Genomic DNA, 15104 nt, shown 5'->3' with positions numbered 1-15104 from the left:
AAACACTGTAAATTTAGCATTTAAAACTTGTTTTATGCTTAAACACGCTTACTTATTTCTATTTGTTTTGGTGGCAAACTGCCAAGACCAAAGTGTAGATTTACCAAAAGATTTGAATGAAGTTTCTGGTAACGAAACAACTATTGAAAACAATGGTATTTGGATGCTTAACGATAGTGGAAACAAATCGCATTTATTTTTAGTTAATGAAGAAGGAGATATTGAAAAGAAATTAAAAATTGATGCAAAAAACCATGATTGGGAAGACATTACATCAGATGAAAAAGGCAATATTTACATAGGTGATTTTGGTAATAATGGCAGCGACCGTAAGCATTTAAAAATATTAAAAGTAAATGCATCAAATTTAGATTCTGATGACAAAATTGATATAGAAACTATTTCTTTTACTTACGAAGACCAAGACGATTATTCACCAAAAAAAAGCGAGTTGTATTTTGATTGTGAAGCTTTTTTTTACTTTAATAATAACTTCTATTTATTTACCAAAACACGTGTAAATAACGAACATGGCAAAACTAAAGTATATAAACTTCCTGCCAAAAGTGGTAAACAAAAAGCTAAATTAATTGGCAATTATAATTTTGGAGACAATGATTATGATTGGGTTACTGCTGCCGATATTCGTGACGATGGTAAAGAAATTGCTATTTTAACCCAACATAAAATTCATTTGTTTAGCGACTTTACGAGTGATAATTTTTTTAATGGCAAACACCAAACTGTTGGATTTAATTCCATAACACAAAAAGAGGGTATCTGCTATAAAAATAACAATACCCTCTTTTTAACCGATGAAAAAAATGGTGACACCGGTGGTCGACTTTATACTATTAAAATCGATTAAACTTTTACAGATGCTTGAACATCTAAAACGTTAAGTATTTCGTTTTTTTGAAGCACTCCAGATTGCCTCCAACGTGGTTTACCATCTACAAATAAAATCATGGTTGGCACACTACGTACTTGATAATTTACGGCAAGTTCGTTGTTTTTATCAATATCTATTTTTACAATTTTCACATCATCACCTACCTCATCTTTAACCTCTTTTAAAATTGGCATTAGGGCTTGACAAGGCCCACACCAAGTGGCATAAAAATCTACTAAAACTGTTTTTTTTGAGTTTACAATCTCATTAAAGCTATTAATCATAATATGTTTTTTTTAGGGGGAATTATTAGTCGTAAAAACACACCATGGATTACTTAATTATTTATAAGACACCAAAAGTGTAAATTCGTCACATAAAATATTAAAAGGCAAAGCCTAATCTAAATGCAAAACGCACACCATCTTCACTATGAAATAATGATGCATTTAATGTTGTAAGCTGAGATAAATCGGCAAAAACACCACCTCCTAAAGAGGTATTCCATGTATCACTATTACTTTCTGTACTTAAAACAAAATCGTTATCTACCCATACTCTACCAACATCAAAACCACCATAAACGCCAATATTTAATGGCAATAATCCTGTTCTAATTCGACGCAAGTTCACTCGAATATCAGAACTTTGAGTAAAAGCGGTTTTACCAATAAAACGCTCGTTCCTGTATCCTCTTAATCCCGTTTTTGCACCAATGTTTGCGGCTTGGTAAAACTCAAAATCATCACCTATATTAAAATGTGCTCTGGATTTTGTTGCAAATACCAATTGACCGCTTGGTATAATTTTATAATCGAAGGCTAATTCTGGAATTACATAAGCGTAACTATTCGAGTTATCGGTATTATTTTTATAACCCGCTTCTAAAGCCACGTGCATCCCCATTGTTGGAAATGTGGGATAATCTACATTATCAAATTGATATTTAGCATTAACACCAACAAAATTTTGATTATCAAATACCGAATTTGGCAACACGTTTGGTTGACTAACAAAACGACCAGCGGTGTTATCTACCTCATTATTTTCATAAGATAACCCTAATTGCCAACTGGCTCCTAATTCACCTCGCCAAACTAAAGCTGGCGCAATTTTAAACTTACGTATTTTAACACGGTTATAATCTAAATCGACATCTAATCCATCATTTTCATCTGCTTCGGGGTTGATTGTGCTATTACCGTAACCAAAGTAATTTATGGCATAATTAGGGCTTGTAAACCTAGTATCGACGGCTAAATTCCATTTATTTACAACATTTGCAAATTCTGCATTGTACCCTAAATCGAAACCACTTGTTGCAAAAAAATAAGCCGCAGAAAAACTATGCTGTGTGGTAAACGGACTTCGTTTAAACCCATAAGTAGTATACGTGTTTACCGCTCCTATTTTTACACCATCGTCTGGATTGTAACCAATTGAAGGCACCACTTGATTGGTATTATTTTTAGGCTTGGTAAAATCGTAAACATTGGTATTATAATCGTTAGTTAAATGCTTGCTTCCTTTGTTTGTTGTAACTATACTTTCTTTTGATTTATAATCGTAAAACTTAAGGTTTTTACCATTTTCGATATTATAAGTATCTTTATTTTGACCACCTATTAATCGAACTTTTATGTATTTGTTTCCTTCACCAAAAACATTAAAAACATCTTTATCATCTAAACCATAAATCCAGATTTCTTTATTGTCATTTTTATTGAAGGTTTTTTCATAGAATTGTTTATCTCTTTTTCCATCAATATTTCTATAAACAGAAACTTTTGTCTCGCCATTTGGTAGGCGTTCTATATCGAAAAAATCATCTTTATCTGTTCCTGTTATTACCACCGTTTTATTTAGAACTTTAAAATACGCATTGGCAATTTCTGGTAAATTTTTAAGTCGAGCTTTTAAAACACGTTTTATTCTTGCTAAGGTTTCTGGATTTTGAACCTCTTTAGGAAACTGGTTTAAAGCTTCATCGATAACTTCATCGGTTAAATGCTTTTGAATAAAAGCAACCTGTTCATTCCATTGCTGCTTTGTGGTTTTGTTTAGCAGCATATTATCTAACCCAAATGGGCTAAAGTTGAAGCCTTTTACACTTCTAATATCATCATTAAAACCTTCCATTAATTTTAAAGCTGGTATAAAACGTGTACCGTATTGCATAAATGCACCATCTCCCATTATAGAAAATACTTGGTCGCGATCTCTTGGCACTGCTTTGTAAACTACTTCATCATCACTTATTTCAAACTCTGCCCAACGCCATTGGTCGGTATGCCTATCCCAATCACCAATAGTCATATCAAATAAACGAGCTCTTAAATATCCAATATCGTCTACGCTATATTTTTCATCTTTTCTTAAATGCTCTCTTAAATCATCTGTACTTACAATATCTTTTGCGTAGCCGAAACTTTTTATGTTGTCGTGACCATCAGAAGGATGTTCTTCAATCATGTATAATTCATCTCCAAAATCTTCATTAAACAATCCTAAAGCGTTTTGTTTAGGTACATAATAAAGCACTGGGTTTGTATGATAAATTCCTAAAGGATCGGATAATGTTGCGGTTACAAATGGAGCATATGGGTGCGACCCTGTAAAAAAGTCTTGAATTAAATTTGCCGGCGCAGTATCTTCAAACTGCCCTTCTATATACTGATTTAAAAATACCGTTGCTTGTAGGTAAACCAAAGCACTTTTACGTAAAGCACGCATAACGTAACGCGCCCCATTTTTATCTTTTAAATGAAGTGATTTTGATTGATGCCCTCCTCCTTTTCTAAAAGGTGTTAAACCGCCAAAAAGTGTATCTAAATTTACGGTTGGTGCTTCTACGTTTGTTCCATAAACTTCTCGATAACGTTCGCCCCAAATAGCCTTGTATAATTTAGATTTATCAATTTCTTCCTGCGTGTATATTGATGCTGAAACTTGGTCTGGGAAATTACTATCGAAATCGAAAATTTCATCCGATCTGTCTTTTTTATGCACTTGAGTTTGAAATAAAATCTTATTGGTAGCAGAATAAAAACGCACGAAAGATGCCCCGTTTTTAAGCACATCTAATCTTGCATAACCTGGGTTACTAGATGAAAACTCGTCTGCAACGTTTCGGGTTGGTGTAGATTTTGATCCGGCTCCGCTAATTATTTGTGGCAAATTATCTCTAACTAAATATTGTAAACTATGCTCGTGGCCAGAAACAAAAATTACTTTATCGTTTTCTTGAGCTAATGTTACTACACGCTTTTTTAAATCGTTGTACTTTTTATTCTGCAAATCTTCAGGAGAACCGCCACTTGTTTTACGCACTATATTTTTTAAAGTCCCTAAAACAGGTATGGGCTTTAAATGTTGTTTTACAGAATATTTACCACCGTGAGGCCCATTACTAAACATGGGATGATGTAAAGCTATAACTGTAGTTTTACCTCGAGCCTTTTTAATTTCACTTTCTAATTCATCTAAAAATTTAGACCGTGTTTTTATATCGCAATCATCATTAATTGTTGGGTGTTTGTCCCAATTCACTAAATACCATTCTGTATCTACAATTAAAAGTGTTATATCTTCTGAAATTTCAACTTTTTCAATTGGGCATCCATCTTCAGGTAAAAAAGTATTTTTGCCAAGTTTATCTTCAATATATTTTTCTTGCCGTTTTAATCCCTTTAATCCGTTACTGTACCAATCATGATTTCCGGGAATAAAAATAGCATCACCTTTAAAATCTTTAACTATTTCGGTTTGAACATTTAATTGATGTTCTGCAAATTCTCTGCCTTTCTCATCTTTGTCTGGCATGCCTTTAGGGTAAATATTATCGCCTAAAAACAAAACTGTACTTGCCTTTGGAGCTTCTTTTAAAGTAGCCTCTAAAGCTTGAACTGCTTGAGATTTTGAGCCTACAGGCGAGTTTCCAGCATCACCAATTAGATAAAAAGAATACACAATATCAGACTCGTTAAAACTACCCGAAATAACGTCTGCATTATATTGCGTTTTATAGGTTGCACATGCACTTAAAAGAATTAAACTTAAAGCTATAGATAATCGCTTGAATTGAATGTTCATTAGAGAGGGTTAAAGATTAATTGTTTTGTACTTAAATATTACGATTTAAGTTTTGAGGCATAAAGCTTTCTAAATTTAGCTAATTTTGGGGTAATTACCGCATTACAATAACCTTGTGTGGTATTATTATTGTAATAATCTTGATGATATTCTTCGGCTTCATAAAAAGTACTTGCTTCTGTTATCTCTGTAACAATTGGATCATCAAAATAAGAAGCTACTTCTTTTAAAACAGCCTCAGCAATTTCTTTTTGGGTTTCATTATGGTAATAAATAACAGATCGGTACTGCGTTCCTACATCGGCCCCTTGCCTATTTAATGTTGTAGGGTCGTGGGTTGTCATGAAAATAGTAGCCAATTCTTTATATGAAATTTTATCGGCATCAAAAGTAATTTGCACTACTTCGGCATGACCTGTTAAACCTGAACAAACTTCTTTATACGTTGGATGCCCTGGTACAGTACCTCCTGAATAACCAGATACTGCTTTTTCTATACCTATAAGTTCTTGAAACATGGCTTGTGTACACCAAAAGCAGCCACCGCCAAACGTTGCTATTTCTATATTTTTATTCATATTTATTTTTTTTCTAATTGTAATGATTCTGAGTTTACACAATATCGTAAACCACTAGGTTCTGGCCCATCTGGAAAAACATGACCCAAATGCGAATCGCAAGTGTTGCACATAATTTCTACCCGAACCATACCTAAAGTTGTATCTTTTTCGTATTTAACCGCATTATCTTTTATTGGTTGGGTAAAACTAGGCCAACCGGTACCTGAACTAAACTTTATGGTAGAATCGAATAGTAATGTACCACAACAAATGCAGCTGTAAATACCTGCTTCATGACTTGTACACATATCTCCGCTATGGGGTCTTTCGGTTCCTTTTAGTCGGGTAATTCTATATTGTTCTGGTGTTAATTGACTTTGCCATTCTGCTTCAGATTTTTCAATACGTTTATCTGGTTTTAAATTTCCGTTTACCGAAAAATTAATAATATCTTTCCATGTTAGCATTATAAAAATGAAATTTTATGATTTTTTTAAACAATTCGAAATAGATTAAGTCGTTAGTTTGTGAATATCCTTACGACCAAAATCTTTACATATAAAATACCAAAAATACGCATAAATTTTAGTAATTTGTGTCTTTAAAAGCGAACTTATCTCTATGTTAGAACTCATTGAAAAAACTGAAAAATTTGTATTTGATTTACTAAAAAATGAATTAGACAACAGTTTTTTATATCATAATTACACCCATACCGAACGTGTTTTAAGAAGTGTTAGAGAAATTATTGAAAACACAGACATTAACGCCACCGATGCCGAAATATTACAACTAGCGGTCTTGCTTCACGATACAGGTTACACTAAATCTATAGATAATCATGAAGAAGAAAGTGTAAAAATTGCTACTGCTTTTTTAAAAGAAGAAGGTGTAAACCAAGAAACCATTACAGCAGTTAACAACTGTATAATGGCAACAAAGTTTAAAGATTCTCCAAAAACAGAGCTCGATAAAATAATTCGTGATGCAGATGCATCGCACTTTGGTAAAAAATATTTTACCGAAGCTAGTGAGTTTTTAAGAAAAGAATTAGAGTTACAAGGCATAAAAAATTATACACCTATTGAATGGGAAAACGAGAATATAGATGTACTAACAAAAAAGCATGAGTTTTATACCGATTATGCTTTAAAAAACTGGCAACCTAGAAAAGAGAAAAATTTAGCTAGCCTTATAAAATCTAAAAAGAAAAGAAAAACAAAGCTTAAAACCGAAGAGTTAAAAGCAAAATATAAAGCGCAATATAAAAACGAAAGTCCAGAACGTGGTATTCAAACTTTTTATCGTGTTGCGTTAAGAAACCACATTAAACTTAGTGATATTGCAGATACTAAAGCAAACATTTTACTTTCTGTAAATGCCATTATAATTTCGTTAGTGTTAGCTAATTTAATTTCAAAATTAGACTCTAATCCGTATTTAATTTATCCAACTGCAATCTTTACGCTATCATGTGTAATATCTATGGTGCTTTCTATAATTGCTACACGACCTAATATTACAAGTGGAGAGTTTACGAAAGAGGATGTTGCTAACAAAAAAGTGAATTTAACCTTTTTTGGTAATTTTCATAAAATGAGCTTAGAAGAATACGATTGGGCCGTAAAGGAATTGCTTAAAGACAAAAATTACGTTTATAGCTCCCTAACCAAAGACCTCTATTTTTTAGGTAAAGTTTTAGAGCGAAAATACCGAATATTAAGAATTACATACACCATTTTTATGATAGGAATGATTGTTTCTGTAATATCTTTTGGTGTGGCTTTAAAAGGAAACAACGCCAGACTTAATGATGTTTTACCCGATAATTCTACTACAACTTCTTTGCTTTACAACAAAAACGCCAACGTAAATAATACGTTATGTTAACTATAAGCTACAAAATTGTTATTTAACAATGCCTTTATTTAGAATAATTACAAATAATTTGCTTGTTTAATTCTTAGCACATACTTTTGCCGAATAAAACAATCTATAATTAGTCTAAATAAATGAAATCAAAATTTATTATCACCCTTTTGTTATTATTAACATTTATAGGGTTCTCTCAGGATTATTCTGTTCAAGGTACGGTTACCGACAATTATCAAACTAGCTTATTAGGTGTGAACGCCATTGTAAAAAACACTACCAAAGGCGCACAAACAGACGAAAATGGTGTGTTTAAAATTTCAAATCTTGAAAATGGAGATTACACTTTAGTCATCTCTTTTATTGGTTTTAAAACTAAAGAAATCGATTTTACTATAAACAATTCAGATTTTAATATTGGCGACATTACCCTTTTTGAAGGAAATGAACTCTTACAAGAAGTTGTAATAGATACCGAACGCCAAAACAAATTCTCAAGAAAACAAAGCGCATATGTATCTAAAATGCCATTAAAAAATATTGAAAACTCACAAGTTTACAACACGATTACGAACCAATTACTTATATCACAATCGGTTAATACTTTTGAAGAAGCTTTAAAAAACGCTGCTGGTATTACAAAACTATGGTCGTCTACAGGTAGAAGCGGTGACGGTGCAGGGTATTACTCTAGCCGTGGTTTTGCTGTGCAACCTCAATTAGTAAATGGTGTTGCTGGTATTACTAATGGATTTATAAATCCATCGAATGTAGAGCGTGTAGAAGTTATTAAAGGCCCTTCTGGAACTTTATTTGGAAGCACAGTTACATCTTACGGTGGTTTAATTAACATTATTACTAAAAAGCCTTACAGCGGTACAGGTGGAGAAGTAACTGTTTCTGGTGGTTCTTACGATTTTGCCAAACTAAATGCCGATGTAAATATTAGCCCAAACGATAAATTATCGTTACGCTTCAATGGCGGATTCCAACAACAACATAGTTTTCAAGATGCTGGTTTAAAAAAATCAGTGTTTGTAGCACCATCTATTTCATATAGAGTAAACAACAATTTAACGCTTAACTTCTCGTACGAAGCCTCTCAAAACGAGCAAACCAACGAAACCTTTTTATTCTTAAACCGTTACGGGCCATTAGCGTTTAATTCTATTGAAGAATTAGGGTATAACGAGGAATTATCGTTTACAAGTAACGATGTTACAATTACCAACGTAACACAAAATTATCGCGGTGAAGTAGCTTGGAAATTATCAGATAGCTGGTCTTCTCAAACATTAATCTCTGGTAATACAGCCAAATCTTTAGGTTATTATACGTATTTATGGAACGTTGCTGATTGGTCTGACCCTACTGCTCCTGTAGGAACCGAATATTTTAGTTTGTATGCGCAAGACACAAATTCGAAAACTAAAACATTAAACTTACAACAAAACTTTACCGGTACATTTAAAATTGGCGACATACAAAACAAATTATTAGTTGGCGCTGATTATTTAGATTACAAAATAACAGACAATAGCTCAAACTGGGGCTATTTACATACAATAAATATAAACGGAGACTTAGTTTTTGGCGAGCCAGAAATTAACGAAGAAAACCTTAGTGCTGCTTTATCTGGGCTAGGATTTTTAAATAGTGATGTTCGTCAAAATATATTTGGAGCTTACATCTCTGATGTTATAAACATCTTACCATCTTTATCTGTTATGGCTAGTGTGCGTTTTGATAGATTCGATTATCAAGGAGATAGAAATGATGCTTCCGATGATGAAACTGAATATACTGATACTACACTTTCTCCAAAATTTGGAATTGTTTTTCAACCTATTATGGATGAACTATCAATATTTGCAAACTACCAAAACGGTTTCTCTTACGTTGACCCACAATATATCACGACTTACGATGAGAATAATAACGCTACAACTACATTACAAGCTTTTGATGTTGAACAAGCAGACCAATTTGAAGTTGGTGCAAAATCAAGCTTATTTAACAACAAACTAGAAGCTACTTTAAGTTATTACAACATTACTGTCGATAATAAATATTTTTGGGCCACTCAAACACAGGATCTAGAAATTAATAGCCAAGGTATAGAGTTAGAAGTTAACACCAACCCAGTTGCTGGTTTAAACATTCATACAGGTTTTAGTTATAACGATTCCGAAATTACCAATTCTCCTTCTGCTACTTATTTAGAAGGTAGCCGCTATGGTGAATCTGGTCCAGAAATCACTTATAACTTTTGGGCAGATTACAAATTCTTTAAAAACTTTGGTATAGGTGCTGGTTTTAATGGCCAAACAGAATATGATACTATGGTTGCATACAAAGCTGCAACAGGAAGTTTTTATATTCCAGGTTACACCATATTTAATGCATCTGCGTATTACGAAAATGATACATTTAGAATTAGTATTAAAGGAAATAATTTAACCGACGAGACTTACTATTCGGGCTGGAGTACTATTACACCACAACAACAACGTGTTTTACTTGGTACTTTTACTTATAAATTTTAACTTTCACCAAAAAATAAAAGGCAACCTTTAAAGGTTGCCTTTACACTTTTAACCATGGGATTTAAAAAAACCGTATTTCAAGTACATAAAATTTTAGGTTTAGTAACTGGTGCTATTGTTTTTGTTGTAGCCATAACAGGGTGTTGTTGGGCTTTTAGAGAAGAAATAGAAAGCTTATACGACGATTATAAATACGTTACGCCACAAGACAGAGCATTTATTACACCAACTGAAGCAAAAACTATTGCATTAAGTGTTTTTCCTAATAATACGGTTCATGGTACTATTTTTAAACAACCTAACGAAGCTGTTGAAGTTATTTTTTACGATGGCGAACCTGAATTTTACCAAAGTGTATTTTTAAATCCGTATTCTGGAGAAGTAATTCAAGCAGATGACCATCTATCTGGGTTTTTCGCATTTATTTTAAAAGGACATATGCGTTTATGGCTTCCTAAAAATATTGGCGAAAATATAGTTGGCGCTTCTATTTTAATATTTCTATTAATTATTATTTCTGGTTTCATTCTATGGTGGCCAAAAAAACGCAAAAACTTAAAGCAACGTGTTACTTTCGATTGGAAAAAAACAACCCGATGGAAACGTAAAAATTTCGATTTACACACGGTTGTTGGCTTTTACATTGCCATTTTTGCATTTGTTATTGCCTTTACAGGAAGTGTAATTTCATATAACTGGCTAAAATATGTAGTTTACATATCTACAGGAGGCGATAAAGTACCTGCATTTATTACACCTGAAAACATTAGTGATGCTCCAACGGATGCTTACCCAGTTAAACCAATAGATTTTTTAATTGAAAAGTTAAGAAAAGAGTCACCTGAAGCAGTAAGCTACGAATTGCACTACCCTGAAAACGATACTACAAGTATTTATGTTGAAGTAGCTAATAGTAGAGGTTTATACTATAACTCTGATTATAGATTCTTCGACCAAAATACACTAGAGGAAATTGAAACTCCTGCCATTTACGGAAAATATAAAGATGCCAAAGTTCCAGATAAAATTTTACGTATGAATTACGATATTCACGTAGGCGCCATTGGTGGAATTGTTGGCAAAATTATAGCCTTTTTGGTGAGTTTAATCATTGCTTCCCTTCCTGTTACTGGAGGCTTACTTTGGTATGGCAGAAATTATAAAAAGTAGTTGTTAAGCTTCTTGCAAAACTTGGTTGAATTCTTTTTTAATTTGAATTATCCAAGCCTTTAAACGTTCGTCTGTAAGCTGAGATTCGTTATCATGATCGAGGGCTAAACCGTAAAACATATCTTCGTTATCTTCAATTAACGCAACCGAATCGGTATGGCGATAGCCTTCTGTTGGCCAATAACCTACAACAGTTCCTCCTTTTTCAATAATAACTTTGGCCAATATACCAACACCATCAATAAAGTATTCTGCATATCCTATTTGGTCTCCTAAACCATAAATAGCTACCGTTTTATCTGTAAAATCTATGGTTTGAAAATCGTCGAAAAAATCTTCCCAATCGCTTTGTAAATCGCCATCATACCATGTGGATAAACCTAAAATAAGGGTATCATATTCATTAAAATCATCAACGCTAGCATCTCCTATTTCCATAACCTCTAAGTTATCATCTTCCCAAAACGTAACAAAATCTCTTGTTATATCGTCGGTAACACCAGTGTCTGAGCCGTAAAATAATCCTATTTTTTTCATTTTTTTTTGTTTTAAATGAAACACAAAAATACATTTATTTTTATTTATTCTAAATAAAAATTGTTTGTATATTTACATAAAATAATTACATGCTATTTTTAGACCCTGTATACCGAAATGCTATTGGCGCAACTTATTTAATTAAAGATAACCCTAACAAAACCGGTTATTCTTCTGAAAAAATTCAATTATTTTTAGGAGAGGTTAGTATAATATTAACCTATGAAGAAGTAGCTAACCTAATACCAACAATAGATTCCGCAAAAAAAGGGTGCGCTTGTAAAAATTGTAAATGTGAAATTCCGAAACAAATTAAAGCTAATACTAATTACGTAAAGTTTATATTCAAATCATCTGAGAAAAATATTTTAGACTTAGAAGATTTAGTTAAAGGAACATTGTTTGAACTTGAAATGGCATCGGTATTAAGTTTTAATAATATCGATTAATAACTATTATGAACTCACAACATAACACACAATTAACTGTAAAAAAAGTATTTACAGATTTTCTAGAGAAAAATAAACATAGAAAAACTCCAGAGCGCTTTGAAATTTTAGAGGAAATTTACAATACAGAAATTCACTTTGGTGTAGATGAACTGTATATTAAAATGAAGGAAAAAAAATATAGAGTTAGTCGCGCTACATTATATAACACCATAGAACTGTTAATAGAAGCCAAATTAATTAGAAAACACCAATTTGGAAATGGCACTTCGCAATACGAAAAATCTTATTTTAACAGACAACATGACCATGTGATTCTTACAGATTCTGGAAAAGTATTAGAATTTTGCGATCCTAGAGTTCAAGAAATTAAAAAAACTATTGAAGAAGTTTTTGATATTGAAATTGATAAACATTCACTTTACTTTTATGGTACAAAAAAAGTAAATTAAGCATTTATCTCGTTCATTAAGTCTTCATAAGTATAAAACATGGTGTCGCCATTAGTTTTTTGGTAATTCATACTTACTCTTATGGCTTTTAATCCTGTTACGCCTTGTAAATCTTCAAGTTCTAAAACCTCAACATCGTTTGCAAATAAATTTTTAGATTGCATAAAATGAATGTATTTTAAGTATTCTATTTCATCTTCTTTTTGAGAATAAACAATACTCATTTTTCCTTTAGCAGTAACACGTTCGTTTGTACCTTTAATGTAGGCTTTATCTACACGTTTTTTTACAACTTCGTAACGTGCATTGTATGTACCATCTACATCAAATTGCTTTTCGTCCATTCTAAATCGTATAGATAATGGTTGATTAAACACCAAAATCATAGAAGCAACATCTAAACTTAGCGGATATTCGTTTTGGTTTTGGTAAAAACTATTTTCCATGTCGTACATAGCTTGTAATTGCCACAATCTTAAATTATAAAGATATATTTTGTTAAAACTATCTTCTTTAGTTATAGATTCTCCTATATACATATTATGCTCTACACCATCGGTTTTAAAACGCTCGAAAAAGTGAGGATACATCTTTTGCGCTTCTTTTTGCTTATTATCTATAATGGCAGACATATTTTTATTAATAAGCGCAATAGTATCGTCGTAATTTTTTCTGTAGTAATAAATAACACCTAAATTACTATCTACTTTACTAAAATAATCTTCAATTTCTGCTTTAGCAAAAGTTCGCTTTGCTAGAAAGTATATAAATAGCGGTTCAATTTCATCCTTAAAAAACCGTGTTAACTGTTGTTCTGTATCAACTTTAAAATCTGTTTTTATTTCCGTGTTAAAATTTTCAATTTCAAACAGAAGCTGCTCGAAAATAGGGAGTTTTTCGTTTTCTGGTATAGCATCTAATATTTTACTAACCAAAGTTAGCTGTAGGGCTAAATCTTTTTGGGTAGCAAAATTTCTCGCTTCCGATGAACCTTTTACATCTATTTGCCCGAATAACGGATAAACATTATCAAAACTTATTTTAGTAAAACTTGGTTTACCGCCGGTATTAGCAATACTTTCTTTTAAAAATTTATGTGCTGCTGCTTTAAATTTCCATTCCACACTTGGATGTATAGAGGTACATTCTTGCTGAATAATAGCTTCTATTAAATGCTCTTCTTCAACTTTTGAGCGCTCAACAGCCGATACAATAAAAGGCATAATATCTTGCAGTTTATTGGCATTTATACTGTTTAAAACTTTGGGTTCTGGAGAAACAATCTCTAAAATTCCCATAAGCTCACCATCGTTAGCTATTGGTGCAAAAATGGCACTTTTTATGCCTTGTTTGTATAAAGATTTAACTTGAGGTGCCTTAGATTTTTTTACAGCAAGATCTATATTTGAAATTGAAAAAAACTTTTTTTCTTTTATTAATCTATTATAAGACCAGTCGCATAACACACTATTGCAAGGTTCTGAATCTGACTTAGCTAATAAAAAACTCTCCATACCTTCGCCATAAACTCGCTCAAAACTTTTTTCTTCTTCTAGATAAATAGAAAAACCAACTTTTATACTATTTAAACCTAATAAGGATCTGAATATATCTTGAAATCCATCCATGAAAGTTTTATCATTTCTCTTATCTAAACCTATTAAATTAGATTTAATGTTGGATATGGATTGATCGTCGGTTACATCGAATATATTAGAAATTACAAAACCTTTAAAGCTATAACTTTGAGGCGGAAATTTTTCTTTCCAAAGCTCAATATTATCAAAATTATCGATAAGCTCATCATAATCTTCTTGTGTTATTTTAGGCGCATTATCGTTTGGTTTTATTTCACAAAAATCTGCGTTATATAAAATTTTATAATACCTAATAATACCTTTTTCGTCTGGTATTAAATAATACATAGGACGCTTAAAGTTTATCTCGTAACCAAACAAATAGTTTAATATTACTGCGCAAGACATTATGTACGAATCTTCTTCAGCCATATTTTTAATTTGAAGCTGAAAATCGTCTCCTGCTATTTTTATAATATTTTTAAAACGTTCTGAAGCATTAAATATAAAGTTATGAAAAGGTATTGAAGCCGTTTTTATTTCGTTATTTGTTAATAAGGGGCTAAACGTATCTTCTAATAAAAACTCTATCTCCTTTTCTCTGGCTTTTAAATCTTTTGTATTTGTAATCCCGTTACGAAGTTCCGGGTATTGCTCTGCAATTTTTAAAACTTTTTTAGCTCTAATATTGGTAAGCTCGTTTTTACTTTTAGACAATACTTCATACTGCTCTATAAGCTTTTTAAAACTTATATTTAGCTTTAATGGAGAATCTATATTGTCATTAATATTCATTTGGCCAACGTTAATTTAATAGTAATTTGCAAAGTTAGCAATAATATTTAAGTCGGTAATAATGAGACGAACTTACTATTTAAATGTTACTTAAATATACAAAAAAAAGCTCCTCTAACTAACTTTAAGAGAAGCTTTTAATTTTATATTAAAAAAAATTAA

The 15104-nt window shown here is 31.9% G+C and carries 12 protein-coding genes; 6 read left to right on the top strand and 6 right to left on the bottom strand.

Features of this window, described 5'->3' with window-relative positions; all coding sequences use genetic code 11:
- The first annotated feature begins 34 nt into the window (after nt 1-34).
- Nucleotides 35-868: a hypothetical protein gene (locus tag LG649_RS09720; protein ID WP_226543639.1), complete on the top strand. Its 834-nt coding sequence runs from the start codon at nt 35-37 to the stop codon at nt 866-868.
- On the opposite strand, the gene trxA is transcribed toward LG649_RS09720, so the two are convergent.
- The 4 genes from trxA to msrB form a co-directional block, all read right to left on the bottom strand.
- A complete protein-coding gene (gene trxA, locus LG649_RS09715) occupies nt 865-1176 on the bottom strand; it encodes a thioredoxin (protein ID WP_226543638.1) in 312 nt (103 codons plus the stop codon). The two genes, LG649_RS09720 and trxA, sit on opposite strands and share 4 nt — an antisense overlap.
- Nucleotides 1177-1276: 100 nt before the next feature.
- The gene (locus LG649_RS09710) at nt 1277-4984 is read right to left on the bottom strand and encodes a metallophosphoesterase (protein WP_226543637.1); all 3708 of its coding nucleotides are present in this window, start codon (nt 4982-4984) and stop codon (nt 1277-1279) included.
- Between the two features lie 38 nt (nt 4985-5022).
- The gene (msrA, locus tag LG649_RS09705) at nt 5023-5562 is read right to left on the bottom strand and encodes a peptide-methionine (S)-S-oxide reductase MsrA (RefSeq protein WP_226543636.1); all 540 of its coding nucleotides are present in this window, start codon (nt 5560-5562) and stop codon (nt 5023-5025) included.
- 2 nt (nt 5563-5564) lie between these two features.
- Nucleotides 5565-6011 (bottom strand): peptide-methionine (R)-S-oxide reductase MsrB, encoded by a 447-nt coding sequence (gene msrB, locus LG649_RS09700; RefSeq protein ID WP_226543635.1) that lies wholly within the window; start codon nt 6009-6011, stop codon nt 5565-5567.
- 154 nt (nt 6012-6165) lie between these two features.
- Here msrB and LG649_RS09695 point away from each other — a divergent pair, with 154 nt between their 5' ends.
- The 3 genes from LG649_RS09695 to LG649_RS09685 all read left to right on the top strand — a co-directional run bounded on the left by LG649_RS09695 (nt 6166) and on the right by LG649_RS09685 (nt 11132).
- Nucleotides 6166-7434, top strand: coding sequence for a Pycsar system effector family protein (locus LG649_RS09695; RefSeq protein ID WP_044630980.1), 1269 nt, complete (start codon nt 6166-6168; stop codon nt 7432-7434).
- A gap of 122 nt (nt 7435-7556) precedes the next feature.
- Nucleotides 7557-9962, top strand: coding sequence for a TonB-dependent receptor (locus LG649_RS09690; RefSeq protein WP_226543634.1), 2406 nt, complete (start codon nt 7557-7559; stop codon nt 9960-9962).
- Nucleotides 9963-10016: 54 nt separating this feature from the next.
- Nucleotides 10017-11132, top strand: a complete 1116-nt coding sequence (locus LG649_RS09685; protein ID WP_226543633.1) for a PepSY-associated TM helix domain-containing protein — start codon at nt 10017-10019, stop codon at nt 11130-11132.
- A gap of 3 nt (nt 11133-11135) precedes the next feature.
- Here LG649_RS09685 and LG649_RS09680 read toward each other — a convergent pair whose 3' ends face one another.
- Nucleotides 11136-11669 carry a flavodoxin gene (locus LG649_RS09680; protein ID WP_226543632.1) on the bottom strand — a complete coding sequence of 178 codons (534 nt, stop codon included), beginning with the start codon at nt 11667-11669 and terminating at the stop codon, nt 11136-11138.
- 89 nt (nt 11670-11758) lie between these two features.
- Between LG649_RS09680 and LG649_RS09675 the strand changes: the two genes are divergently transcribed.
- On the top strand, nt 11759-12118 hold the full coding sequence (locus tag LG649_RS09675; protein WP_226543631.1) for a hypothetical protein: 360 nt from the start codon (nt 11759-11761) through the stop codon (nt 12116-12118).
- 8 nt (nt 12119-12126) lie between these two features.
- Nucleotides 12127-12570 carry a Fur family transcriptional regulator gene (locus LG649_RS09670; RefSeq protein ID WP_226543630.1) on the top strand — a complete coding sequence of 148 codons (444 nt, stop codon included), beginning with the start codon at nt 12127-12129 and terminating at the stop codon, nt 12568-12570.
- On the opposite strand, the gene LG649_RS09665 is transcribed toward LG649_RS09670, so the two are convergent.
- Entirely contained in the window at nt 12567-14942 is a 2376-nt protein-coding gene (locus tag LG649_RS09665) for a GAF domain-containing protein (protein WP_226543629.1), read from the bottom strand. The two genes, LG649_RS09670 and LG649_RS09665, sit on opposite strands and share 4 nt — an antisense overlap.
- Nucleotides 14943-15104: the final 162 nt, after the last annotated feature.

The sequence above is a fragment of the Neotamlana laminarinivorans genome (genome assembly GCF_020523925.1).
Classification (GTDB): Bacteria; Bacteroidota; Bacteroidia; order Flavobacteriales; family Flavobacteriaceae; genus Neotamlana; species Neotamlana laminarinivorans.
The sequence above is the reverse complement of the archived record's forward strand: the minus strand, read 5'-3'. Positions and strand labels throughout refer to the sequence as shown.